The following is a 24,193-nucleotide window of genomic DNA, read 5'->3' as shown; positions in this document are numbered from 1 at the left end:
TCCGTGCTCATAGCGGCGTTCATTCCTCGGCCATCGTACGCACGAGCGAAAGCGACTCGGGCTCTGGCAATGCGGCGGACCGAACCTCGTCGAAGCGGTTGAGCAGCGCGGTGACATCGGCGCCTGCTCGCCCTGAACGGGAGGACCTGGAAGGGGGACTGGGTCCCGTTCCCGTCCTGCGCGGGTTGCTTCGAGTTGCGCATCGGCCGTCACCTACCACGCTGAGTGGCGTGGATCGAGCGTTGGGGAGCCGGGGATGAGCAGTGATGCGGAGGTCAGCGAGGCGGGTTGGGCGATGACACCGGCCGTGAGCGAGCACCTGGATCGGCAGGAGCTCGACGGCGTTCATCTGTGGTGGCGTGCCGCGAACTTCCTGTCGGCGGCTCAGATCTACCTGATGGACAACCCGCTGCTGCGCGAACCGCTGCGCCCCGAGCACATCAAGCCCCGGCTGCTGGGGCACTGGGGGACCACTCCGGGCCTGAACTTCGTCTACGCGCACCTCAACCGAGCGATCCGGACGCGCGACATTCCCATGATGTACGTGATCGGGCCGGGTCACGGCGGGCCGGGACTGGTCGCGGCGGCGTGGCTGGAAGGGACCTACGGCGAGATCTACCCCGATGTCGCTCACGACCACGACGGCTTGAAGCGGCTGGTCACCCAGTTCTCCTTCCCCGGAGGCGTTCCCAGCCACGTCGCGCCCGAGACACCGGGGTCGATCCACGAGGGCGGCGAGCTCGGCTACGCGCTCTCCCACGCGTTCGGGGCGGTGTTCGACAACCCGGACCTGGTCGTGCCCTGCATCATCGGTGACGGCGAGGCGGAGACCGGCCCGCTGGCGACCAGCTGGCACTCCAACAAGTTCGTCAACCCGGCCACCGACGGGGCCGTGCTGCCGATCCTGCACCTCAACGGCTACAAGATCGCCAGCCCGGCCGTGCTGGCCCGCATCCCGGAGGAAGAACTGCTCAGCATGCTGCGCGGTTTCGGCTACGAGCCCTACCTCGTCACGGGAGATGAACCGGCGCCGATGCACCACTTGTTCGCTGCGACGCTGGACCGCTGCCTGGACGAGATCGCGGCGATCCAGCGCAAGGCACGGCGCGAGGGGGGCGGGCAGCGGCCGAGGTGGCCGATGATCGTGCTGCGCACTCCGAAGGGCTGGACCGGCCCCGACACCGTCGACGGCAAGTACGTGGCCGGGACCTGGCGGGCGCACCAGGTCCCGCTCGCCGATCCCCGGCAGAACCCGGAGCACCTGTCGCAGCTGGAGTCGTGGATGCGCAGCTACGGGCCGGGCGAGCTGTTCGACGAGCGGGGCGCTCCGGTGCGCGAGATCCGCGATCACAACCCGTCGGGCGACCGGCGGATGAGCGCCAGCCCCCACGCCAACGGCGGGCACCTGCTGCGGGCCCTGAGGTTGCCGAACTTCCGCGAGTACGGGGTCGACGTGGAGCAGCCGGGAGCGACCAGCGGCGAGGCGACGCGGGTCCTGGGCAAGTTCCTGCGGGACGTGATGCGGGTGAACGAGGCCGAGCGCAACTTCCGGGTCTTCTCCCCGGACGAGAACAACTCCAACCGGCTGGGGGCGATCCTGGCTGCGAGCCCGCGCGCCTGGGCGGCCGAGACGAGGCCCGGTGACGAGTCGCTGGGCCTCGACGGCCGGGTGATGGAGGTGCTCTCCGAGCACACCTGCCAGGGCTGGTTGGAGGGCTACCTGCTCACCGGCAGGCACGGGTTCTTCTCCTGCTACGAGGCTTTCGCGCACATCGTCGACTCGATGGTCAACCAGCACGCCAAGTGGCTGAAGGTCTCCGGGCGGTTGGCCTGGCGGCAGCCGATCGCCTCGCTGAACTACCTGCTGACCTCGCACGTGTGGCGGCAGGACCACAACGGCTTCTCCCACCAGGACCCGGGGTTCATCGACCACGTGGTGAACAAGAAGGCGGAGGTGGTGCGGGTCTACCTGCCTCCGGACGTGAACACGCTGCTGTCGGTGGTCGACCACTGCCTCCGCAGCCGCGACTACATCAACGTCGTGGTGGCCGGGAAGCAGCCCGCGCCGCAGTACCTGGACATGGAGTCGGCGGTCGTGCACTGCACCAAGGGGATCGGCATCTGGGACTGGGCCTCCAGCGACGCCGACGGCGACCCCGACGTGGTGATGGGATGTGCGGGAGACGTTCCCACGATGGAAACCCTGGCCGCGGTCGACCTGCTGCTGGGCGAATTCCCCGACCTGCGCATCCGCGTGGTCAACGTGGTGGACCTGATGCGCCTGCAGGACGAGCGCGAGCACCCGCACGGGCTGTCCGACGCCGAGTTCGACAGCCTGTTCACCCGCGATCGTCCGGTGATCTTCAACTACCACGGCTACCCCTGGCTGATCCACCGGCTGACCTACCGCCGGACCAACCACGAGAACCTGCACGTGCGCGGGTACAAGGAGGAGGGCACCACCACCACGCCGTTCGACATGTGCGTGCTCAACCAGATCGACCGGTTCAACCTGGCGATCGACGTCATCGACCGGGTTCCCCGGCTCGGCCCGCGCGCCGCGTACGCGCGGGAGGGGTTGAAGACCAAGCTGATCGAGCACCGGCACTACGTATCCACGCACGGCGAGGACATGCCGGAGATCCGGGAGTGGGCTTGGCCGGGCCGGTGAGGGTGCTGACGGTCAACGCGGGCTCCAGCAGCCTCAAGCTCGCCCTGCTCGACGGCGACGAACTCGCCGGTGAACAGCACGTGGAGAGCTGGGGCGGGGAGCCGGGGCCGATCGAGGAGTTCCTGGACGAGCACGGAGCGGAGGTCGTCGGGCACCGGGTGGTGCACGGCGGCGACCGGATCACCGAGGCGACGGTCGTCGACGACGAGGTCCAGAGCTACCTGGAGTCGATCGTCGACCTCGCCCCGCTGCACCAGCCGCGCGCGATCGACGGGATCCGGGTGGCGCGGCGGGTCGCGCCCGAGGTGCCGTCGGTGGTGTGCGTGGACACGGCCTTCCACGCGCGGTTGCCCGCGGCTGCGGCGACCTACGCGCTGCCGCGAGAGTGGAACCAGCGGTACGGGCTGCGCCGCTACGGTTTTCACGGCCTGTCGCACTCCTACGCGGTGCGTCGCGGGGCGGAGTTGGCCGGGACGGAGCCGGGGCGGGGCAAGGTGCTGAGCTGCCACCTGGGAGCAGGTGCGTCGATGGCGGCGGTGCTCAACGGCCGCTGCGTGGATACCACGATGGGTTTCACGCCCGAAGAGGGCCTGGTGATGAACACCCGCAGCGGCAGCGTCGATCCCGGTCTCATCGGCTGGCTCATCGATGCCAAAGGCGTTGCCGCGCAGGAGGTGTTCGAGACGCTGGCGCGGAGGTCGGGCATCGCCGGGCTGGCAGGCGGAGCGGGAGACCTCCGCGAGGTGATGGAGGCTCGTGAGAACGGAGATCACGACGCCGCAACGGCTTTCGACGTATATCGGCACAGCCTGGTGCGACATGCCGGGGCGATGCTGGCGGTGCTCGGCGGTCTGGACCTGCTGGTGTTCACGGGCGGGATCGGCGAGAACCAGCCGCCGGTGCGCGCGGCGGTGGGATCGGCGCTGGTGTTCGCCGGCGCGGCCATCGATCCCGCGCACAACATCCACACCGGCGAGGGCGAGATCAGCGCGGCCGGAGCCGCGGCGCGCAGCGTCGTCGTCCACGCCCGGGAGGACCTGGAGATCGCCCGCCAATCACGAGTGGCGGTCGCCCTCCGGGGCTGAATCGCACTTTCACCCATCCGTGTTCAATTGCGATTCGAACGGATTCCGTCCGGTTTTCGGATGATCATGAACGGTTTCGCTGCGTGCGCTGGAAATTCCGCCATGGCAGGCAATCCGACGCAATTATCGGAAACCTGGCGGTCACGCGCTGCGACCGGTTTTCGCGTTGACACGGCCACACCGCAGACCTACCGTCTCGACCCAACAACTGCATCACTCTAATGGGCGATGCATCAGGGAGGTTGGGCCGATGAGCACGACCGAAATGTCCCGGCGGCAGCTGCTCCGCGCAGGTGGAGCGGCGGCGCTCGCCCTGCCGATCACCGGATTCCTCGCCGGGTGCAGCTTCACCCAGCCCGGCACCGGGCAACCGACCGGATCCACGTTGGACAGGCTCAAGCAGCAGGGATACGCGCGCATCGCGATCGCCAACGAGCCTCCCTACACCCAGATCAACCCGGACGGCAGCGTCACGGGTGCCGAGCCCGACGTGGTCGCCGCAGTGCTCAAGCGAATGGGCGTTCCCCGGATCGAAGGCGTCGTCACTCCGTACGAATCGATGATTCCGGGGCTCAACGCGAGCCGGTGGGACATCATCGCCGCCGGATTGTTCATGAAGCAGTCGCGCTGCGGCCAGATCCGCTACTCCGAACCGGAAATCGTGTCCACCGAATCGTTCGCGGTTCCCGCCGGAAATCCCAAGAAGCTCACCGGGATAGCGGCGGTGAAAGCGGATCCCGCCTTGAAGATCGCTGTCCTGCCGGGTGGTTTCGAGGACGGAGCGCTGAAGACCGCCGGAGTTCCGGCCTCGCAGGTCGTCAACATCCCGGACGGGCGCAGCGGGATCGAGGCGGTTCAGGCAGGGCGGGCCGACGCGTTCTTCCTGCCGACCCTGTCGCTCAACGCGCTCAAGACCGAGGGCATCGAGATCACCGGTGCGATCACCGACGTGCAGCAGACCGGCTCGGGCGCCGGGTTCCGGCAGGCCGACGCCGACCTCGTGGCCGCCTACGACGAACAGCTCAAGGCGCTCAAGGCGACGCCCGAGTTCGACCAGATCCTCGACAAGTGGGGCTTCTCCGGGGAGGCCGCCAGATCCGTGACCCGCGATCAGCTCTGCTCCGTACCGGGCTGAGCCGCGCATGTCGCAGATCCTGCCCTACCTCCCGCTGCTCGGTGAAGGTCTGCTGATCACCATCGCGCTCACCCTCGCGGGCATGGTGCTGGCGGTGGTGGTCGCCTTCGCCGCCGGCATCGCCCGGATGTCGCACCGGCGGTGGTTGCGCTGGCCCGCCGGGGTGTTCGTCGAGGTCTTCCGCGGCACGTCGATGCTGGTCCAGCTGTTCTGGCTGTTCTTCGCGCTGCCGTTCTTCGGCGTCCAGCTGGTGCCCTTCGCCGCGGCGATCCTGGCGCTCGGGCTCAACGAGGGCGCCTACGGGGCCGAGATCGTGCGCGGCGCGATCACCGCGTTGCCGCGCGGTCAGCGGGAGGGGGCGATCGCGCTGAGCCTGACCCCCTACCAGCGGATGCGGTTCGTGATCCTGCCGCAGACGGTTCCGGCGATGATCCCGCCGTTCGGCAACGTGATGGTCGACCTGCTCAAGAACACCTCTCTGGTGTCGCTGGTGACCGTGGCCGACCTGACCTTCACGGCGCAGATGGTGCGCAACACGACCGGCGCGACGGCGGCGGTCTTCGGCACGATCCTGGTGCTGTACTTCGTCGTCGCCTACGTGCTCTCGCTGGGTTCGTCGTGGCTGGAGCGGCGGGTCGACCCGACCCGGCCGGCGCGCGCGCAGAACTTCTGGCAGCGCGTGCTGCCGGATCGGCGGGTGACGTCGTGATCTGGGACTGGTCGTTCGCCGCGCAGATCGTGCCCTTCCTGCTGCAGGGGCTGTGGATCACCGTGCAGATCACGTTGATCGGCATGGCGATCGCGTTGATCGTCGGGTTGTTCGTCGCCGTGGTGCGCTACTCCGAAGTCCCGGTGATCAGCAAGCTGTTCACCTTCTACGTGCTGTTCGTCCGGGGAACACCGCTGCTGGTGCAGGCGTACTTCGCGTTCTTCGTGCTGCCCGGTTTCGGGGTGCAGTTCCCGGCGATGGCCACCGGCATCGTCGTCATCGGGCTCAACTACAGCGCCTACACCGCTGAGGTGTACCGCGCCGGTATCCAGAGCGTCGCCGCCGGGCAGTGGGAGGCGTGCACCGCGCTGAGCCTGTCGAACTGGCAGCGGTGGCGGTTCGTGGTGCTGCCGCAAGCGATCCGGGACGTCATCCCTGCGCTGGGCAACTACCTGGTGCAGATGTTCAAGGATTCCGCGATCCTGCACGCCATCACGGTGTTCGAGCTGCTCGGCCACGCGACGGCGATCGGCTCCAGCAGCTACCGATACCTGGAGCCGATGACCATCGCCGCGCTGTTGTTCCTGGCGGTCAGCCTGCCCGCCGCGCGGCTGATCACACGATTGGAGCTGCGTCTTGCCCACCCCAGATGAGGCGATGATCTCCTTCTCCGACGTGGGGAAGTCCTTCGGGGACAACCACGTGCTGCGCGAGCTCGACCTGACCGTGGCAGCGGGGGAGAGGGTGTCGATCATCGGGCCGAGCGGTTCCGGCAAGACCACGATCTTGCGGCTGCTGATGACCTTGGAGAGCCCGGACACCGGGCTGATCGAGGTCGGCGGGAAGCCGTTGTGGGACCGCCGCGAAGGTGCCCGGTTCGACGCGAAGGAGCAGGCCCAGGTGCGCCGCAGGATCGGCATGGTCTTCCAGCACTTCAACCTGTTCCCGCACATGGCGGTGCTGGACAACGTGACGCTCTCGCCGGTGCAGGTGCTGGGCATGAGCCATGACGAGGCCGAGCAGCGGGCCGTCGAGCTGCTGCAGCTGGTGGGTCTCGACAAGCACATGTCGCACAAGCCGGGCCAGCTCTCGGGAGGTCAGCAGCAACGCGTGGCCATCGCCCGGGCCCTGGCGATGCGGCCGGACGTGATGCTCTTCGACGAGGTCACCTCGGCCCTGGATCCGGAGCTCATCGGTGAGGTGCTCGCCGTCATCCGCGACCTCGCGCACTCGACGGCCATGACGATGCTGCTGGTCACCCACGAGATGCGCTTCGCGGAGGAGATCTCCGACCGGGTCCTCATGTTCGACTCCGGATCGGTGATCGAGTCCGGACCCCCGTCCCAGCTCCTCCAGGACCCCCAGCACGAGCGAACCCAGCGCTTCCTCAAAGCAGTCCTCGAACGCAAGTGACCGACTCGCCCGGATCCGCTGACCTCCGCATTTCCCAGTTTTAGTCCAAACCGAGCCATGATCATGTCCGAAATGTCGGCTCAGTTAGGACTAAAACTGGGACCGGGTGACCACCTCGGCCCAACGCGGCCCGCTGACCGAGGTCCGGTCAGAGGGGGAGGGCGGCGAGGTGGCGGTAGGAGGCGAGCCGGGCGTCGGGGGAGTGGGACGTGGTGGTGATGAGGAGTTCGTCGGCGCCGGTGCTGGTCACCAGGTCCTTCACCGCGACCGCCACCTGGTCCGGGGTGCCGTAGGTGTGCCCCTGCATCGCCCGGGTGAAGTGGGTGCGCTCGCGGTCGGTCATGTCGCGGGTGAGGATGCGGTCCGGGTCGTCGAGGGGAGGGAACTCGCCCCGGGTGCGCGACCAGACCCCGGCCCAGGCCTCGGGGATCAGCAACCGGCGGGCGTCCTCGGTGGTGTCGGCGACGGCCACGGAGCGGGCGACGACCACGTACGGCTCGGCCGCGCGCCGGGATGGGCGGAAGCGCTGCCGGTAGTCCTCGATCGTGCGCAGCATCTGCTGCTCGCCCAGGGGCGAGGCGATGACCAGCGGTAGGCCCAGTTCGGCGGCGCTGGTGGCGTTGCGGGTGGCCAGCACGAACACCGGGAGGTCGAGTCCCTCAGCGGGCACCGCGTGCACGCCGGAGATGCCGCCGTCGAGGTAGGTGAGCAGTTCGGACAGCTGGTCGGTGAAGCCGTCGGCCTTCTCGGCGCCGAGCGCCTTGCGGATCCCGCCGGTGAAACCGAGCGACCTGCCCAGCCCGACGTCGATTCGGTCTCCGAACAGCGACCCGAGCACGCCGAACTGCTCGGCGACCACCAGCGGCCGGTGGTTGGGCAGCATGACGCCGCCGGTGCCCACCCGGATGCGGCTGGTGGCGGCGGCGATCGCGGACGCCAGCACGGTGGGGGCGGCTCCGGCGACGCCGGGCACACCGTGGTGCTCGGCGACCCAGAACCGGTGGTAGCCGAGCCGCTCGACCTCCTGGGCGAACCGCACCGTCTCGCGCAGCGCTTCCTCGGCGCTGCCGCCGACGGGGATGTGCGAGCGGTCCAGCACGGACAGACGTGGACTCACACCTGGTGCAACGCCTGCCGGAACCACAGATTCCGGCAGGCGTTGTGACCTCTACCGTGCCTTCGGCAGAAGGATCCACAGCAGGATGTAGAGGACGAACTGCGGGCCGGGCAGGATGCACGAGACCACGAAGGCCACCCGCACCAAGAACACGGGCAGGCCGAACCTGTGGGCCAGACCCGCGCACACGCCGGCGATCATCTTTCCGTTGCGAGGACGCTCCAATGCCGTCATTCCCCAAGCCTGCCCGCGCGCCGACGATCTCGCCAACGGGCACCTCGCGCGCCAGCCCTCGGAGTGGCAGGTTGGTGCCGTGGACCTGCGGGAAGTGGCACGCGAGCTGAGCACCGGCGACCCGGTGGGGTTCGTCACGGCCCGCGATTCGGCTGCCGCGCGGGCGCGCGAAGCCGGTGACACCGAGCTGTCCGAGCGGATCAAGAAGCTGCGCAAGCCCACCACGGCGGCGTGGGCGGTGAACCTGCTTGCCGATCGCGAACCGGGTGACCTGCGGGCTCTGCTCGATCTCGGCGAGCGCCTCCGCAGCGCTCAGCGGGAACTGCGCGGCGAGGAGATGCGGGAGCTGGCAGTCGAGCGCACCCGGCTGCTCGAGCGGCTCACCGGTCGTGCGGTCGCGCTCGCTTCCGAACGCGGACACCGCATCGCCGATGCCGGACGCGAGCAGATCTCGCAGACCTTCACCGCGGCCCTCTCGGACCCCGAGGCCGCGGCCGAGGTCCAGGAGGCGACGCTGACCAAGCCCCTGGAGTACAGCGGATTCGGCCTCGACGACCTCGCCGCAGCGGCCATCCGCAGGCAGACGGCAGGGCGCGAACCCCGCCGGAAGAAGCGTTCGAAGAACGCCGACGACACGGGCGAGGCGAAGCTCCTCGAACTCCGGAACCAGCTGCGGCAGAAGGAGGACGACCTCGCCTCGGCCGAAGACGCCCTCCGGCGCGCGGAGCAGGCGGAGCGCGACGCGCACGACCGCTGCGAACGCCTCCGAGAAGAACTCGCCGAAGCCGAGAACGACCTCCGAACCCGCCATCGAGAAGCGAAAACCGCCCGCCACGACCGGGACAAGGCCGACAAGGGCAAGAACGAGGCCGCCCGAGACGTGGAGAACCAGAAGTAGCGCTGAACCGGGTTCCGCACTGCCCGGCATCACCGGTCCGGAAGAGGCGCGGATCTCGTGTGGTGCGGGATGCGCCCGGGTTTGCGACGAAATCATCACGTTTCGTTGACGTTGTCGTTCGGGCGCTTACCTTGGCTCTTCTTCCTGGACATGCACATCCACGAGCAAGGGTGCCGACGATGGCAGATCGCAACGAAGCGAGCCCGCAGAGCCCGGCGACGGCGTTCCCCGACAGATACATCCCGCAACCGCAGGTGCGCGACCTGCCGCAGCCGCCGCGGAACCAGTGGCGGCTGATCGGCCCGGGCATCGTCGCGGCCGGCGTCGGCCTGGCCACCGGTGAGTTCATCCTCTTCCCCTACATCACCTCCCAGGTCGGGCTGACCTTCGTGTGGGCGGCGCTGCTGGGCCTGGTCACGCAGTACTTCCTGAACATGGAGATCGAGCGCTACACCCTGGCCACCGGCGAGACCGCGGTGACCGGCTTCAGCCGGCTGTGGAAGCACTGGGGCCTGGTGTTCGCGATCATGGCCCTCTTCGCCAACCTGTGGCCCGCGTGGGCGACGAGTTCGGCGACGCTGATCACCTACGCGATCGGTGGCGACAAATCCCTGGTGGCGGTGGGAATCCTGGTGCTGGTGGGGCTGATCCTCACGCTGGCCCCCGCGGTCTACACCGCGCTGGAGCGCGCGGAGATGCTCAAGGTCGCGGCGATCGTGCTGCTCATCGCGATCGGCGCGCTGTTCGTGATCGGCGCCGAGACCTGGCAGGCACTGCCCACCGTGGTCACGCAGCCCGGTTTTCCCGCCGCGGAGCTGGGGTTCGCAGTGCTGATGGGCGCTCTGGCGTTCGCCGGTGCCGGTGGCGGCCAGAACCTCGTGCAGAGCAACTGGATTCGGGACAAGGGCTTCGGGATGGGCCACTACGTGCCGAAGATCGTCTCCCCGCTGACCGGGGAGACCGAGGCCCGCGGGCAGGCGGGGTTCATCTTCCCGGCCACCGACGAGAACATGGACCGCTGGAAGGCCTGGTGGCGCTTCGCCAACAAGGAACAGCTGCTGACCTTCGTGCTCATCACGTTCCTGTCCATCATGTTCATGTCGCTGCTGGCCTACGGCACCGTGTTCGGCCACCCCGGGCTGGAGAACGACGTGTCGTTCCTGCGCATCCAGGGCGAGAAGATGTCGGCCATGGCCGGCGGCTGGTTCGGCTACTTCTTCTGGATCGTGGGTGCGTTCTCGCTGTTCGCAGCGGCGTTGGGCATCGTCGACTACACCTGCCGGCTCGCCGCGGACGTGCTCAAGACGAGTTACTTCCCGGATGCCTCCGAGAGCAAGGTCTACGCGATCCTGGTCTGGGCGCTGTGCGTGACCGGCATGGTCGTCATCGCCGTCGGCATGGGGCAGCCGCTGCTGCTGGCCATCATCTCGGCCTGCACCAACGGCGTCATGATGTTCATCTACTCCGGCCTGCTGATCGCCATCAACCGCAAGATGCTGCCCGCCCAGATCCGCGTCTCCGGCGTCCGCCTCGGCGCACTCGTCTGGTCGATCATCCTCTTCGGCGTGATGGCGGTCCTGACCGTCCACCAGCAGGTCGACAAGCTGCTCGGAGGCTGACCGCGAGCGGCGGAAGCCTCCGGCCGCTGGGACCGGAGGCTCCGCCGCGCGGGGTTTCGAATGCTCCACGTGCCAGCGCGGAGCGCCCGCCAGCACTTCCAGGATAGCGCTCTCACCTGCGGTGATGGCCAGCTTCGCGGGGGTGGGCGGTCGGGACTTCGCACCGGAGGCCCCGACCGCCCCACGCGTCACATCTTGGCGGCGCCTGACTTGATGGCCTCGCGGATCCGGAAGTAGGTGCCGCAGCGGCAGATGTTGCGGATCGAGTCCAGGTCGGCCTCGGTGATCTGACGACCTCCCGCCGCGGCGCGGCGGACGAGCGCGACCGCCGCCATGATCTGCCCCGGCTGGCAGTAGCCGCACTGCGCGACGTCCTGCTCCAGCCACGCCTCCTGCATCGGGTGCAGCTCGGCGTCGGCCGTGGCGGGCAAGCCCTCGATCGTGGTGATCTCGTCCTCGGCCGAGATCGCGCTGACCGGGACCGAGCACGGGTTGAACGCCTTGCCGTTGATGTGGCTGGTGCAGGCCTTGCAGACGTTGATGCCGCAGCCGTACTTCGGGCCGGTCACGCCCAGCAGGTCGCGCAACACCCACAGCACTCGCACGTCGTCGGCGACGTCGACGGTGACCTGTTCGCCGTTGAGTTGAAAAGTGTGCTCAGGCACGGGAATTCCTCCAGGTCCTCACTGCGCGTGACGCAGGCCGTCGGTGGGCGACTGCGGGATCGGCGGCACGTTCGGCTTCGGCTCGAACGACAGCTCGCCGTGGTTGATCGGGAAGCTCGTCGGCACCGACCCGGTCGCGCGGGCGTAGGCGCAGGCCACCGCGGCTTGTGCCGAGGCGACCCCGAGCTCACCGGCGCCACCGGGCTTGCCGGTCGTGGGCGGCATGATGATGATCTCCAGCTCCGGCGGGGAGTTCCACTGCCGGGTGTAGAAGTAGTTGTCCCAGCTGGCTTCCAGGAAGTACCCGTCGGTCAGGTGCAGGCTGGAGGTCAAGGTGTTGGCGATGCCGTCGTTGATGGCGCCCATGATCTGAGCCTCCAGGCCGCGCGGGTTGACCGCGAGCCCGACGTCCACGGCGCAGACGGCCTTGGTGATCCGCGGCCCCGTCACGCCCTTGCGGATCGGCCGGTTCACCGTCTCCGGGGTGCAGTCGATCTCCACCAGCGTCGCGATCGTCGCCCGGTACTCGGTGTGCACCGCGATGCCCTGGGCGGTGTTCGCCGGCATCGACCGGCCCCAGTCGCCGGCCCTGGCGACCTCGTCGAGGACCGCGCGGAGCCGTTCCTCCTGCACGAAGCGCCGGCGGAACCGGTACGGGTCCTCGCCGAACTTCGCCGCCAGCTGGTCGACGATCAGCTCCCGCGCCGTGGCGACGTCGGGGGAGTAGATGTTGCGCATGCTGCCGGTGTTGAACCCGTGATCGGCCTCGTTGAGCAGCTGCGTTGTCGCCCCGAAGCCGTAGGGCATGGTCTGGGTGAAGTGGAAGATCGTCTGCGAGAACGACGCGTCCGCGATCGGCAGCTTCGCGGCGCTGGCGGTGATGATCTCGCCGAAACCGTGGCTGAAATCGGTGAAGACGCTGGTGTGCCGCTGCTCGTAGCTGAGCACTCCGTCTCCGGCGACACCGACGCGCACGCGCGAGGTCGCCATCGGGTGCGTGCGCCCCTGCCGGGAGTCGTCGGCGCGGTGCCACATGAGCTTGACCGGCTTGCCGATCTCGCGGGAGATCTCGGCTGCTTCCATCGCGCCGTCGTTGAACAGCTTGCGGCCGAACGATCCGCCGCCCTCGGTGACGTGCACCTTCACCGCGTTGAGCGGAATCCCGTACTGCGCGGCGATGGTCTCCTGGGTGACGATCGGGTTCTTCTGCGCGGACCAGATCTCCGCGTGTCCGCTGCGCACGTCGGCGATCGCGCAGTTGGTCTCCAGCGCGCTGTTGCTGCGGAAGTGGAAGGTGAAGTCGCCCTCGACGCTCGACTCGCCCTTCGGCGCGACCAGCGGGACCTCGGCCGCCCGCAGCTCCTCCAGCACCGATTCGTCCGACTTGCCCTCGGCGGTGCCGGGTTTCCAGTCGACCTCCAGCGCGCACACCGCGTCGATGCACTGCCCGAAGGTCTCCGCCCGCACGGCGACACCCGTCGAGATCGCGACGACATCGGTGACGCCCGGCATGGTCTTCACGGCGCCCAGGTTGCGCACCGAACCGACCTTGCCGTTGAGCGTCGGCGGCCGGCACACCATGGTCGGCAGCGCGCCCGGGATCTTGAGATCCATCGCGAACTTCTTCGCACCTGTCACCGCCGCGCGAGCGTCCACGCGGTTGTGCGGGGAGCCGATGACCGAGAAGTTCTGGTTCTCCTTGAGCTGTACCGGGACCTCCTCGGTGCGCACGGCGGCGGCCTTCTTCGCCAGCTCGCCGATGCCGAGGGTGTTGCCCAGCAGGTCGGTGATCACGCCCTGCTTGAGGCGCAGCGTCGCGACCGCCTGCTCCAGCTCGATCGCAGCGGCCTGCAGCAGACGTCCGCGAGCGACCGCGGCGGCGACGCGGATCGGGGTGTAGGTGGACAGCGTGGTTCCCGAACCGCCGGTGATCTGGTTGAACACCAGCTCCGGGCGAGCGTCGGCGAGGGTGACGTGGACGCGCTCGACCGGCACGTCCAACTCCTCGGCGATGATCATCGCGGTGGAAGTCGTGATGCCCTGCCCCACTTCGGCGCGCGGCAGCTCGAACGACACGGTGCCGTCGGTGTTCACGACGACCTTGATGAGGTTCGCGGTCGGCGCGGCCGAGAACTCCAGCAGATCGCTGAGGTCGGCGATCTCGGCCAGCTGCGGCGACGGGACCGGTGGCAGCCCTTGCGCTTCCGCCGAGGGAGCGCGGAGGTTGAGGTCCGCGGCGGCGACCAGCGTCGGCGCGGCCAGCACGTAGCCGAGGAATCCGCGACGCCCGACGGCAGCGGACTCGGTTTGCCGGGAATCGGGCGGAGAGGATCGGTCTGCGGTCGTCACTTCGGGACCCCTTCCGCCGGAGTGCAGCGTGGAAATCGGCAGCCGCTGATGGCTGTGACCAGGGAAGAGAGAACCCCGGTCCGGTCGAACAGCGGAACTGTAACGTTCTCCGATGAAGGGGTCAACGAATCGCGCCTCCCTCAAGATCACGATCGCGTCAAGCCGTCAAAGTGTGCAATCTCCCGTCCGTTTCACGGCTTTTCGGGGGAGTCGAACCGCTTGCGGACGTCCTCGGCCACCTGCCGGTGCCCCGCCGCCTCGATGAGCTTGGCGAAGCGGTGGGCGGTGAGCCGCCGAACCGCGTTGCGCTCACCCTGCAACCCGAGTTGGTCGAGCAGCATACCGACGTGGTCGGCCGGGGTGCGGATCGCACCCGTCAGCTTCTTGAACGCACCGAATCCCACTCCCACCAGCAGCGGAACCACCACCCACGCGGGCCATTCCAGCAGGAGGCCGAAGAGGAGTGGGATGAGCGCGGCGATCACGAGTCCGATGTAGAGGGTCCGGTTCTCCTTGCTCATCGCACGAACTCCTCGGGTCGCGGGTACGCGTAGTCCTGGTTCTGCAGCCCCTGCGCGAGATCGACCAGCTGCGACAGCCGGACCGCGACGTGCGGATGGCCGTGCGCGGTCTGGCTCCAGTCGCGTGCTGCGACGTGGAGATCCGCGAGCAGGTCCACGGAGCCCTGCGCGGCCTCGACCAGGATCGACAGCAGCAGATCGGCGTTCGAGATCCGGCCGGCCGTCGCGAGCCAGTGGGTGAGCAGGCGAGCGGCGTGGTCCGGGCGGTGTGCGAACAGCGCCTGCCAGCAGGCTACGAGGTCGGACCGGACCTCCTGCTGCGCGACGAGCGGTCGGGAGGCCCACGAGGTGTCCACGAGCCGGCGCGGGTCGGCGGCCTGCGCGAACAGCACGAAATCGGCGGCCCACGGGTCGGTTCGCGGCAGGTCCTCGCGCAGTCGCCGCAACAGCGACCGCAGCAGGAAATCGCTGTCGGCGGTCAGGCTCAGCAACGCCTCCCGCGCGGTCGGGTCGCCGAACTCGTTCTCCCGGCGTGCTCGGTGGTGCAGCCGCACCACCGCCTGGTCCGGGTAGTTGGGCGCGATCAGGGTGGTCGTCAGCGTGACCAGGACCTGACCCACCTCGTCGGGAAGACCGGGTTCCTTGGCCCATTCGCGGACCAGGCGGCGAAACTCCCTGCCGTGCCGGGGGTCCTCGAGACCGTTGGTCAGCGCCCGGACACCGAAGTCCCGCAGTGGCCTGCTCCGGTGGTTGCGCGGCTCCAGCCAGCGCTCGATCAGCCAGCGGACGTGGCCGGGGGAGTTCGTGCGCAGCGCCTGCCCGGTGAACCGGTCGACGAGGTCGAGGCGATCGGTACCGGTCAGGGACGGCATCCTGATGACCTCGTCGCACCACTGGCAGTACGTCTCGCGCAGGTCCGGGTAGTTGTCCCAGAAGTGCTCCAGGAGCGCCCGGCCGAGTTCCCGCGCACCGAGGTCGATCCGGTTCGGCGGGAGCAGGTCGATGCCGAGATCGCTGAGCTGCGCGCGATAGCCGGGCTGCTCGATCCTGGGCCCTTCGCGATCGCCGAGTCCCAGCAGCTCGACCAGCCGGTGGGAGGCGAAGAACACCGCGTCTCCCGAAGCGCCGTGGCACATCGCCGAGGCGAGCAGGATCGCTCGGTCGCGCCCAGTCGTCCGCTGCTCGACGAGCTTGGAGGCTTCCTCCCGCCTGTCGGTCTGCTCGGAGATCGCTTCGGCGAGCAGGGCGTCCAGCGCGCGGTCCGGTGCGCTCCTGCTGAGATCGATGATCCGCGTCGCGAGCCCGCTGATCTCGGCCATCGGTAGTGCGAGGGAAGCCGAGACGTCCTCGGAGTCCAGCTGGTCCGCTGCGGGGTAGAAGCCCTCGGCTTCCAGATGTCTGCGCAGCACCACGGGCCCGGCGGGCCGATCGATGCGCGCGACGAGCGGCCGCAGCTCGTCGCCGAGGTGATGGGCGAACTCGTCGGGCACTACGACCACGAGGTAGCCCGTCGAACTCACCAACCTCGCCCTGAACTCCGGGAGCTCGCGCATCCGGGTCAGGAAGACCTCTTCGCTCGCGTCGAGCAGGTCGAGCACGAGCCGGTGGTCGGCCAGCAGCGAGACCTCACCGAGCCGGCGGTGCGGGTCGTAGGGCTCCTCGGTGAGCAGCGCGTAGGGCGACTGATCACCGGCGGATTCGTTGACCACCACCTTCGCGGCGGTGCTCCGGCCGCTCCCGCGCGGGCCGGTCAGCAGCGCGGTGCCGTGCTTGCGGAGCGCCGCGCGCGCGTCGTCGAGGCCGGGCGGAGCCGCGAAGCGCTGCTCGCTCCAGCTGAGATCGCCTCGGAAGGTGAGGCGGGGGCGGATCTGGCGGAGCACGCTCTCGTGGCCGGACCCGAAGATGTTGAAGACGTGGCCGGTGCCGGTGTGGATCGCGGTGGCCGTCACCTCGTCCTTGAAGTGGGTCTCCGCAGTGGCCTCCTCCGCGTCCTCGCTCACCGGCGGTCGCCCTCCTCCGGCTCTCCGTGGATGTGCTGGTCCCCCGACCCGCTGTGGTGGGTCCCGTGCGTCGGCGCGTGGAAGTGGGTGGTGGACGAACCGCCGAAGGAGATCCCGCCCGAAACATCTCCTCCTTGAAAGAGGTTGCCGCCGACGTCGCCCGCGTTGTGGTTGTGGACCCCGCCGGAGCGCGGTGGTGCTTCGGCGGCGCGGTCGTCCTTGAGCGCGGGCACGAGTTCCACCAGCTTGGTGGCGAGCCGGTTCAGGTCGTCGCGGGCGTTGCGGACGTCGAAGTCCAGCGCGTTGAGGTAGGCGAGCGCTTCCAGCTCCTCGGGCAGGTCGGACGGCTTGAGCTGGGGGAGCCCGCGCCCGCAGTGGACCGGGATGACCAGCGCGCCGGCGCGCATGGCGTTGAGGATCTCGTTCCTGGTGAAGTCGTCCTCCATGGCCAACCGCAGGTTTCCCTCCGCGTCCCGCGCGTGGGCCCAGCCCGCGCCCATCAGCACCAGCAGGACCGAGGTCGTGGACGACGCCCGGTTCAGGACGGTTCGGTAGTCCTCGCCCGGTGCTCCCTTGGCATCGCGGAACACCAGCTCGTCGCCGAAGCGCTCCGACAGGTAGCTCTCGATGTGCGCGGCGGCGAACTCGCCGTCCCCGCTCCGGTAGTTGACGAAGATCTCGGGCACAGCGCGTCTCCTCTTCCTCTCGGGGGTGGGAACGTTCATGCGGTCTGGTGGTGCAGGGAGGCGATCAGAGCGGGCTGCAGCGCTTGGACCGCTGGAACGCGGTGGTGGCGGGCCAGCAGCTGGCTGAGCTTGCGCAGGTCGGTGAGCACGGTCGCCGAGGTGACGGCGTCCACGATCGGCAACGTCTCGGTCGTGAGCGCGCAGGCGTGCTCGATCTCGCCCGCCGTGGCGTGGGCCAGCGCCCGGCGGATGCCGTAGCGGGCGCGGGAGCGCAGCGCCTGTTCCGGCAGCGCGCCGACCTCGCGATCCAGGACTTCGGTGGCCGCGCCGGTGCGGCCGAGGTCGTGCAGGCACCACCCGGCGATCATCGCGACCGGGTCGCTGAGGTTGCTCGCCCCCAGCGTCGGGCCAGGCTCCGGTTGCGCCGCGCTGAGGTGCTCGCCCGCCACGTCGAGGATGCGCATGCAGGTGTCGTAGTCACCGGCCAGCGCGTGGCCCTGGGCCTCGTGCAGAGCGGCCCAGCCGCGGATGCGGTCGGTGATCGCGTTCTGCCTGGCCAGCTGCGCGACCTCGATGGCCTGGCGGGCGTCGTGCCGGTAGATCTCCACCAGCGCGCGGCGCACCAGGGCGTAGGCGCCGAGCCTGCGGTCGCCGCCGGCCTCGGCCAGTTCGACCGACTTGTCGGTCCACCACATCGCCGCCCGGTCGTCCCCGGCCTCCTGCGCCATCCACCCCGCGAACTCCGCGTACCGCGCCGTGAGCGCCAGGATCTCCGGCGCTCGCCGGGGGTGGGCGTTGAGCGCGAGCTCGCGCAGCGAATGGGTCTGGGCGATCAGGCCCGGCAGGACCAGGGACGGACTCGTGGTCTGCCCGAGCTTGCGGAGCTGGTCGAACATCACCTGGAACGGCTCCACGGAACCGGTTCCCGCGACGGCTGCGCGCGTGCCGCCCATCCCGAAGGCCACCGCCGACGCGGCGCCCGCGGTCAGCACGCTCCGGCGGTCCATCGGCTGGAAAGAGCTGCTTCCGCTCGAATCGAGTCGCAACACCCACACCTCATCACCGTTGGTCGTGATTTCGGATGGCGGAGGCGTTTTCGGCGACTGGTCGGGAACGAGTGCGGACAGCTTTCCACCGGCGTCGAGTTCGGCATCGCAGCGACGGGCGAAATCGGGACTCGGTCGTTTGCCGCCGGTTTCGATTTTGCTCAGGTAGCCCTTGCTGTAATGCAGAAGTCCAGCCATCCGGGAGAGCGACAGTCCAGCCTCGGTCCGCAATCGTCGAAGCTCCGCCCCGAACAGTGTGGGCCGCTGGGTCAACTCGTCCTCCGGGTTGCCCGTTTCCCGATTCTCTCGGCGCTGGGAAACGGGTGTTCGGCCAGGCCTACCACGGCACATGGTGGTGGTAGCGGGTCCAGTCAGATCACTGGAGCTCCGCCTGACCATAGGAGAAGTGATGATCACCGACGACCTCTCCCGTGAATTGACACCCGAACAGCGCAGCCCGTCGTCCGAGGTTCTGCTCGGGCGCGCGGCCATGACGCTGGGATTCACCGCGGTCCAGTTGTGGGCGTTCTTCGAGCTCACTCCTTGGGAGCTGTCCGGAACCGCGTTGGTGGCGCTCGTCGTCGTCATGGCCGCCGCATTCCTCGTCGTCGTCGAATCCTGGGAACAGATCTTCAGGAACGCAGCAGCAATGCTGCGCACATCGACGGATCTTGACCGAGAAGCGAGCTGATCGGCGGGCGATTGGTCCGGTTTCCCGTTTCCCGTCGTGCGCTGAACGGGAAACGGGCGCGAAGGGGTGGAGCGAGGCTGGGGGTCTCGCTCCACCCCTTATTTCAGCGGCCGGTCGGTGACCAGTTGCAGGAGCAGGTCGGCCGCTTCGGCATCGGTGATGAGGGTGTTGACGATCCCGGAGCGCAGCACCGCGTCTATGGCGCGGGCCTTCGGCGTGGTGTAGCCGACCGCGATCACCTCGGGGACGTCGCGGAGCTGTTCGTGCGGGATCGCCAGGACGTGGTGGGCCAATCCGGTGGACAGGGCGTTGCCGTCGGCGTCGAAGAGCCGCGCGGCGATCTCGGCGGCGGCACCGCGCTGGCGGATCGACTCGCGTTCAGCGGGGCTCAGCGCGTCGTAGACGGTGGACTCGTTCTCCTGCCAGGCGCCGATGCTCACCACGGCCTTGGTCAGGTGCTGGAACTGCTCGAAGGTCTCGGCGATGCCCGGCTGGTTGCGCAGGATCTCGGTGGTCCGGCGGTCGGGCAGCACCAGCGGGCCGTAGATGGGGTAGGAGTCGCCGCCGCTCGCCGCCGCCACCCGGCCGACCGTCTCCACCGAGCGGTCGCGCATGTCCATTCCCGCTTGCACGCCGCACAGCTGCACGATCGGGCACTTCGGCAGGATTCGGATGGCCTCGGCCATCGCGTTGACCGATCGCGCCCAGGACAGGCCGATGACGTCGCCCGCGACGGTGATCTCGGTGAGCAGCTGCGCCGCCAGAACCCCCACGCGGCGGCGGAGTTCGGGGCGATCGACCTTCGTCTGCGCTCTGTTGAGCACCAGGACCCGCCGCAGGCCGTAGGCCGTCCGGAGGCGTTCGGACTGCTCGACGTCGACCGGGAACGGTAACTCGAACGAGATCTTGATCAGGCCGTTCTCCTGCGCGGATGCCAGGATCCTGGCGACCTTGAAGCGGCTGATGCCGAACTCCTCGGCGATCTCCAGCTTCGAACGTCCGGCCACGTAGAAACGGTGCGCGATGGACGCCGCGGTCATGGTGTCGATCAGTCCGCTTCGTGGCCGAGGGGTGCTCATATGAGCACTATAACGGGAAAACCTCGCGGAAGGTTGACGCACTTAGCACTGAACCTCTTCAATGCGGGTCAAGTTCAGAGCAGAGTACAGCGCAGTTCGCTCATGTGAGCGCTCTTGAGGCGGAGGTTTGATGCGCGCCGCGATCATTGACGAACCCGGTTCGATCCGGGTTGGCGACGTACCGGATCCGGTACCGCGCGAGCGGCAATTGGTGGTGAAGGTCGGTGCCACGGGTATCTGCGGGACCGACGTCCACATCGCCGACGGGCACTTCCCGCCGACGCCCTATCCGATCGTGCCGGGCCACGAGTTCGCCGGTGAGGTCGTCGAGGTCGGTCCGGACGTGCCGGGGGAGTGGAAGGTCGGCGAGCGGGTCGCTGTGGATCCCTCGCTGTTCTGCGGCTACTGCGGACCGTGCCGCAACGGGCACGGAAACCTCTGCGCGAACTGGGGCGCCACCGGCGACACCGTCGACGGAGCGTTTGCCGAGTACGTCGCGGTTCCCTCCGCCAACTGCTACCGGATGCCCGAGGGGCTGAGCTGGCAGCAGGGGGCCCTGGTCGAGCCGGTTTCCTGCGCGGTGCACGGCGTTCGCCAGATCGGCGTCGAATCCGGCGAGAAGTTCCTCGTGATCGGCGCGGGCACGATGGGCCTGCTGATGCAGCAGCTCCTGCAGCGCGCGGGCGCGCAGGTCACCGTCGCCGACCGCAACGCGGCGCGACTGCCGCGCGCGCAGCGCTTGGGCGCCGTCGCCGTAGCGGAGGACGCCGCCGAGCTGGACGCGGACTTCGACGCGGCGGTGGACTGCACCGGTGCGGCGCCGGCCATCGAGACGGCCTTCGACAAGGTGCGTCGAGGCGGCCGGCTGCTGGTCTTCGGCGTCGCCCCTGCGGAGGCGCGGATCTCGCTGTCCCCGTTCCGCATCTACAACGACGAGATCAAGATCGTCGGGTCGATGGCGGTGCTGCACAGCTTCGGCCCGGCGCTGGACCTGATGGCGATGGGCGCGATCGACAGCGGCGAGCTGCTCACCGACGCGCTGCCGCTGGAGGAGTTCGGCAAGGCGCTCGAGCTCATGCGCAGCGGCGCCGGTCTCAAAATCCAGGTCCTGCCCGGAGGTGCGGATGCCTAAGCGTTTGTGGCGCAGCCGAATACGGCTCGCTCTGCTGGCGATGGTCGGCGTACTGCTGACCAGCTGCGCCGGAGCCGGTGCGATCGGTTCCGGCGGGCGAACCCTGGTGATCGCGATCGTCTCCAACCCGCAGATGGAGGACGCGGTCGCGCTCAAGGGCGAGTTCGAGAAGGAGCACCCCGGCATCAAGCTGAAGTTCGTTCAGCTGCCGGAGAACCAGGCCCGCGCGAAGATCACCGCCTCGACCGCCACCCAGGGCGGCGAGTTCGACGTGGCGATGATCAGCAACTACGAGACCCCGCAGTGGGCGGCCAACGGCTGGCTGGAGAACCTGCAGCCCTACATCGAGAAGACGCCGGGCTACGACGCGGACGACTTCATCCCGACCATCCGGGAATCGCTGTCGCACCAGGGTTCGATGTACGCGGTGCCCTTCTACGGCGAATCGTCGTTCCTCACCTACCGCAAGGACCTCTTCCAGCAGGCCGGGCTGGTCATGCCGGAACACCCGACGTGGCAGCAGATCGCCGACTTCGCCGCGAAGCTCGACGATCCCGCGAGCGGGCTCTCCGGCATCTGCCTCCGCGGCAAGCCGGGTTGGGGCGAGAGCCTGGCGCCGTTCTCCACGGTCGCCAACACCTTCGGCGCCCGGTACTTCGACGAGCAGTGGAACCCCCAGCTGACCTCGCCGGAGTTCAAGGCCGCGGCGAACTTCTACGTCAACCTCGTCCGCGAGCACGGTGAGGTCGGTGCCTCCAGCGCCGGGTTCTCCGAGTGCGGCACGCACTACGCGCAGGGGCAGGCCGCGATGTGGTACGACGCCACGGTCATGGCTGGCACCAACGAGGACCCGGCGGAGAGCAAGGTCGTCGGCAAGAACGGCTACGTGTCCGCACCGGTCGAGCGCACCCCCGAGGCGGGCTGGCTCTACACCTGGTCGCTGGCGATGCCCAAGGTCGCCAAGGACAAGGACGCGGCCTGGCAGTTCATGAGCTGGATGACCTCCAAGCAGTTCGTCAAGGACGTCGGCAACACCTTCGGCTGGAACCGGGTTCCGCCGGGCGTGCGCAAGTCGACCTACGAGATCCCGGAGTACCAGCAGGCGGCTTCCGCCTACGCCAAGCCGACCCTGGACGGGATCGACAAGGCGCAGCAGGCCAACACGATGGTGAACCCCGTGCCGTACCCGGGGATCCAGTTCGTCGGCATTCCGGAGTTCCAGGACTTGGGGACCCGGGTCAGCCAGCAGTTGTCGGCGGCCATCGCCGGGCGGGTCACCGTCGACGAGGCCTTGGAGCAGTCCCAGGAGTACGCCGAGTCCGTCGGCGAGTCCTACCGGGAGACCCGATGAGCCAAACGGTGGTCGAAGAAGTCCAGGCACCCGCGGTGCCGAAGAAGAAGGAACAACGGACGTCGGGTCGCTGGCTGCGCCGCGCGCCGCTGCTGCCCGCGCTGCTGTTCACGGTGCTGGTGACGCAGATCCCGTTCCTGATGACGGTGTTCTACTCGTTCCAGTCCTGGAACCTGGTGCGTCCGGGTTCGCGGCACTTCGTGGGTCTGCGCAACTACGTCGACGTCTTCGCCGACAGCCAGTTCCGCGGCGCGCTGCTCAACACCGTGGTGCTGACCGTGGTGTGCGTGCTGGTGTCGATGCTGCTGGGCCTGGGCCTGGCGATCCTGCTGGACCGGAAGTTCACCGGGCGCGGCGTGGTGCGCACCCTGCTGATCACGCCGTTCCTGATCCTGCCCGCGGCCGGTGCGCTGCTGTGGAAGACCACGATGTTCGACCCCACCTACGGGTTGCTGAACTTCGTGTTCGGCGGCGACACCGACTGGCTCGCCGAGTACCCGCTGGCGGCGGTGATGACCCAGGTCATCTGGCAGTGGACGCCGTTCATGATGCTGCTGATCCTGGCGGGCCTGCAGGCCCAGTCCAAGGAGGTGCTGGAGGCCGCCGCGGTCGACGGCGCCGGGCGGTGGCGGACGTTCCTGTCGATCACGCTGCCGCAGCTGGCCCGCTATTTGCAGCTCGCGGGGCTGCTGGGGGCGATCTACATCGTCAACAGCTTCGACGCGATCTTCCTGATGACGCAGGGCGGTCCGGGTACCGCGAGCACCAACCTGCCGTACTACATCTACCAGCGCGCGTTCGAGGGCTTCGACATCGGTCAGTCCTCGGCGATGGGTGTCGTCGTGGTCATCCTGACGCTGATCGTGGCGAACTTCGCGCTGCGCTTGATGTTCCGGACCTTCGGCCTGAGCGAGGTGCGCTGATGACCACCGCGAACCCGATCGGCCGGTGGGCGCTGACCGCGTTCACCTGGGTCGTGGCGATCCTGTTCGTCTTCCCGCTGCTGTGGATGGTGCTGACCTCCTTCAAGGAGGAGGCCGACGCCTACACCGACCCGCCGCGGCTGCTTTTCACGCCGACGCTGACCCAGTTCGCTGGGATCATGGAACGCGGATTCCTCCCGTACCTGGGCAATTCTGCCTTCGTGACGGTGGTGTCGACGCTGCTGGTGCTGCTGCTCGCGGTGCCCGCGGCCTACGCGCTGTCCATCGCCGCGGTGCCAGGAACCCAAGGGGTGCTCGGCTTCTTCCTGTCGACGAAGATGCTCCCGATCGTGGCGGCGATCATCCCGCTGTACGTCATCTCGCAGAACATCGGTCTGCTGGACAACGTCTGGTCGCTGGTCATCCTCTACACGGCGATGAACCTGCCGCTGGCCGTGTGGATGATGCGGTCGTTCTTCCTGGAAGTGCCCAGTGAGATGGTCGAGGCCGCCCGGGTCGACGGCGCACCGCTGCCGGTGCTGCTGTTCCGGGTGATCCTGCCGGTCGTCGCACCCGGCATCGCCGCCACGGCGCTGATCTGCGTGATCTTCTCCTGGACGGAGTTCTTCTACGCGGTCAACCTCACCGCCGCGCAGGCGGGCACGGTGCCGGTCTTCCTGGTCGGCTTCATCACCAGTGAAGGCCTGTACTGGGCGCAGTTGTCGGCGGCGGCGCTGATGGCCTCGCTGCCGGTGATGATCATCGGCTGGGTCGCGCAGAACCACCTGGTGCGCGGTCTGTCGATGGGCGCGGTGAAGTAAGTCCTCCCGCAGGGGCCGCCGGAGCGCCTTCGTGGCGTTTTCCGGCGG

General features: G+C 68.6%; 22 protein-coding genes. 13 read left to right on the top strand and 9 right to left on the bottom strand.

Annotated elements, in window-relative coordinates; translation table 11 throughout:
• Positions 1-295: 295 nt before the first annotated feature.
• The 6 genes from FHU35_RS20120 (at position 296) to ehuA (ending at position 7,013) form a co-directional block, all read left to right on the top strand.
• Positions 296-2,671 carry a phosphoketolase family protein gene (locus FHU35_RS20120; RefSeq protein WP_222429454.1) on the top strand — a complete coding sequence of 792 codons (2,376 nt, stop codon included), beginning with the start codon at positions 296-298 and terminating at the stop codon, positions 2,669-2,671.
• On the top strand, positions 2,656-3,756 hold the full coding sequence (locus FHU35_RS20115; RefSeq protein WP_145742032.1) for an acetate/propionate family kinase: 1,101 nt from the start codon (positions 2,656-2,658) through the stop codon (positions 3,754-3,756). Before FHU35_RS20120 ends, FHU35_RS20115 begins: the two co-directional genes overlap by 16 nt.
• 250 nt (positions 3,757-4,006) lie before the next feature.
• Positions 4,007-4,891 (top strand): ectoine/hydroxyectoine ABC transporter substrate-binding protein EhuB, encoded by an 885-nt coding sequence (ehuB, locus tag FHU35_RS20110; protein WP_145742030.1) that lies wholly within the window; start codon positions 4,007-4,009, stop codon positions 4,889-4,891.
• A 7-nt stretch (positions 4,892-4,898) separates the two neighbouring features.
• Positions 4,899-5,600, top strand: coding sequence for an ectoine/hydroxyectoine ABC transporter permease subunit EhuC (gene ehuC, locus FHU35_RS20105; RefSeq protein WP_145742028.1), 702 nt, complete (start codon positions 4,899-4,901; stop codon positions 5,598-5,600).
• Positions 5,597-6,253 carry an ectoine/hydroxyectoine ABC transporter permease subunit EhuD gene (gene ehuD, locus FHU35_RS20100; protein WP_145742027.1) on the top strand — a complete coding sequence of 219 codons (657 nt, stop codon included), beginning with the start codon at positions 5,597-5,599 and terminating at the stop codon, positions 6,251-6,253. The genes ehuC and ehuD overlap by 4 nt, the downstream gene beginning before the upstream one ends.
• A 4-nt stretch (positions 6,254-6,257) precedes the next feature.
• Positions 6,258-7,013 carry an ectoine/hydroxyectoine ABC transporter ATP-binding protein EhuA gene (gene ehuA, locus FHU35_RS20095; protein WP_145742637.1) on the top strand — a complete coding sequence of 252 codons (756 nt, stop codon included), beginning with the start codon at positions 6,258-6,260 and terminating at the stop codon, positions 7,011-7,013.
• A 148-nt stretch (positions 7,014-7,161) separates the two neighbouring features.
• Here ehuA and FHU35_RS20090 read toward each other — a convergent pair whose 3' ends face one another.
• Positions 7,162-8,130, bottom strand: coding sequence for an MsnO8 family LLM class oxidoreductase (locus tag FHU35_RS20090; RefSeq protein ID WP_145742025.1), 969 nt, complete (start codon positions 8,128-8,130; stop codon positions 7,162-7,164).
• Between the two features lie 51 nt (positions 8,131-8,181).
• Positions 8,182-8,364 carry a PspC domain-containing protein gene (locus FHU35_RS20085; protein ID WP_145742023.1) on the bottom strand — a complete coding sequence of 61 codons (183 nt, stop codon included), beginning with the start codon at positions 8,362-8,364 and terminating at the stop codon, positions 8,182-8,184.
• A gap of 79 nt (positions 8,365-8,443) precedes the next feature.
• Here FHU35_RS20085 and FHU35_RS20080 point away from each other — a divergent pair, with 79 nt between their 5' ends.
• Both FHU35_RS20080 and FHU35_RS20075 read left to right on the top strand, forming a co-directional pair.
• A complete protein-coding gene (locus FHU35_RS20080) occupies positions 8,444-9,262 on the top strand; it encodes a hypothetical protein (protein WP_145742021.1) in 819 nt (272 codons plus the stop codon).
• 179 nt (positions 9,263-9,441) lie between these two features.
• The gene (locus FHU35_RS20075) at positions 9,442-10,881 is read left to right on the top strand and encodes an Nramp family divalent metal transporter (protein ID WP_145742019.1); all 1,440 of its coding nucleotides are present in this window, start codon (positions 9,442-9,444) and stop codon (positions 10,879-10,881) included.
• A 188-nt stretch (positions 10,882-11,069) separates the two neighbouring features.
• On the opposite strand, the gene FHU35_RS20070 is transcribed toward FHU35_RS20075, so the two are convergent.
• From FHU35_RS20070 to FHU35_RS20045, 6 genes are all read right to left on the bottom strand, one after another.
• Positions 11,070-11,546 carry a (2Fe-2S)-binding protein gene (locus tag FHU35_RS20070; RefSeq protein ID WP_145742017.1) on the bottom strand — a complete coding sequence of 159 codons (477 nt, stop codon included), beginning with the start codon at positions 11,544-11,546 and terminating at the stop codon, positions 11,070-11,072.
• An 18-nt stretch (positions 11,547-11,564) separates the two neighbouring features.
• Positions 11,565-13,895: a molybdopterin cofactor-binding domain-containing protein gene (locus tag FHU35_RS20065; protein ID WP_145742015.1), complete on the bottom strand. Its 2,331-nt coding sequence runs from the start codon at positions 13,893-13,895 to the stop codon at positions 11,565-11,567.
• A gap of 191 nt (positions 13,896-14,086) precedes the next feature.
• Positions 14,087-14,416: a hypothetical protein gene (locus FHU35_RS20060; RefSeq protein WP_145742013.1), complete on the bottom strand. Its 330-nt coding sequence runs from the start codon at positions 14,414-14,416 to the stop codon at positions 14,087-14,089.
• Positions 14,413-16,416, bottom strand: coding sequence for a hypothetical protein (locus tag FHU35_RS20055; RefSeq protein WP_145742011.1), 2,004 nt, complete (start codon positions 16,414-16,416; stop codon positions 14,413-14,415). The genes FHU35_RS20060 and FHU35_RS20055 overlap by 4 nt, the downstream gene beginning before the upstream one ends.
• Positions 16,413-17,102 carry a TIR domain-containing protein gene (locus FHU35_RS20050; protein ID WP_186459516.1) on the bottom strand — a complete coding sequence of 230 codons (690 nt, stop codon included), beginning with the start codon at positions 17,100-17,102 and terminating at the stop codon, positions 16,413-16,415. The genes FHU35_RS20055 and FHU35_RS20050 overlap by 4 nt, the downstream gene beginning before the upstream one ends.
• A gap of 35 nt (positions 17,103-17,137) precedes the next feature.
• Positions 17,138-18,346, bottom strand: coding sequence for an NsdA family TPR-like regulatory protein (locus FHU35_RS20045; RefSeq protein WP_484336725.1), 1,209 nt, complete (start codon positions 18,344-18,346; stop codon positions 17,138-17,140).
• 211 nt (positions 18,347-18,557) lie between these two features.
• Between FHU35_RS20045 and FHU35_RS20040 the strand changes: the two genes are divergently transcribed.
• Positions 18,558-18,839: a hypothetical protein gene (locus FHU35_RS20040; protein WP_145742005.1), complete on the top strand. Its 282-nt coding sequence runs from the start codon at positions 18,558-18,560 to the stop codon at positions 18,837-18,839.
• A 98-nt stretch (positions 18,840-18,937) separates the two neighbouring features.
• On the opposite strand, the gene FHU35_RS20035 is transcribed toward FHU35_RS20040, so the two are convergent.
• On the bottom strand, positions 18,938-19,918 hold the full coding sequence (locus FHU35_RS20035) for a sugar-binding transcriptional regulator (protein WP_145742003.1): 981 nt from the start codon (positions 19,916-19,918) through the stop codon (positions 18,938-18,940).
• Between the two features lie 130 nt (positions 19,919-20,048).
• On the opposite strand from FHU35_RS20035, the gene FHU35_RS20030 reads away from it, so the two are divergent.
• The 4 genes from FHU35_RS20030 to FHU35_RS20015 are packed head-to-tail and all read left to right on the top strand — an operon-like array spanning position 20,049 to position 24,145.
• Positions 20,049-21,050, top strand: a complete 1,002-nt coding sequence (locus tag FHU35_RS20030; protein ID WP_145742001.1) for a zinc-dependent alcohol dehydrogenase family protein — start codon at positions 20,049-20,051, stop codon at positions 21,048-21,050.
• Complete coding sequence (locus FHU35_RS20025) at positions 21,043-22,401, top strand: ABC transporter substrate-binding protein (RefSeq protein WP_145741998.1); 1,359 nt, start codon at positions 21,043-21,045, stop codon at positions 22,399-22,401. The genes FHU35_RS20030 and FHU35_RS20025 overlap by 8 nt, the downstream gene beginning before the upstream one ends.
• Positions 22,398-23,324 carry a carbohydrate ABC transporter permease gene (locus tag FHU35_RS20020; RefSeq protein ID WP_145741996.1) on the top strand — a complete coding sequence of 309 codons (927 nt, stop codon included), beginning with the start codon at positions 22,398-22,400 and terminating at the stop codon, positions 23,322-23,324. Before FHU35_RS20025 ends, FHU35_RS20020 begins: the two co-directional genes overlap by 4 nt.
• Positions 23,324-24,145 (top strand): carbohydrate ABC transporter permease, encoded by an 822-nt coding sequence (locus FHU35_RS20015; RefSeq protein WP_145741993.1) that lies wholly within the window; start codon positions 23,324-23,326, stop codon positions 24,143-24,145. Before FHU35_RS20020 ends, FHU35_RS20015 begins: the two co-directional genes overlap by 1 nt.
• The last annotated feature ends 48 nt before the right edge of the window (positions 24,146-24,193 follow it).

It is taken from the genome of Saccharopolyspora dendranthemae, assembly GCF_007829955.1.
In the GTDB taxonomy this organism is placed as follows: Bacteria; Actinomycetota; Actinomycetes; order Mycobacteriales; family Pseudonocardiaceae; genus Saccharopolyspora; species Saccharopolyspora dendranthemae.
This window is presented reverse-complemented; position numbering and strand designations above follow the sequence as displayed.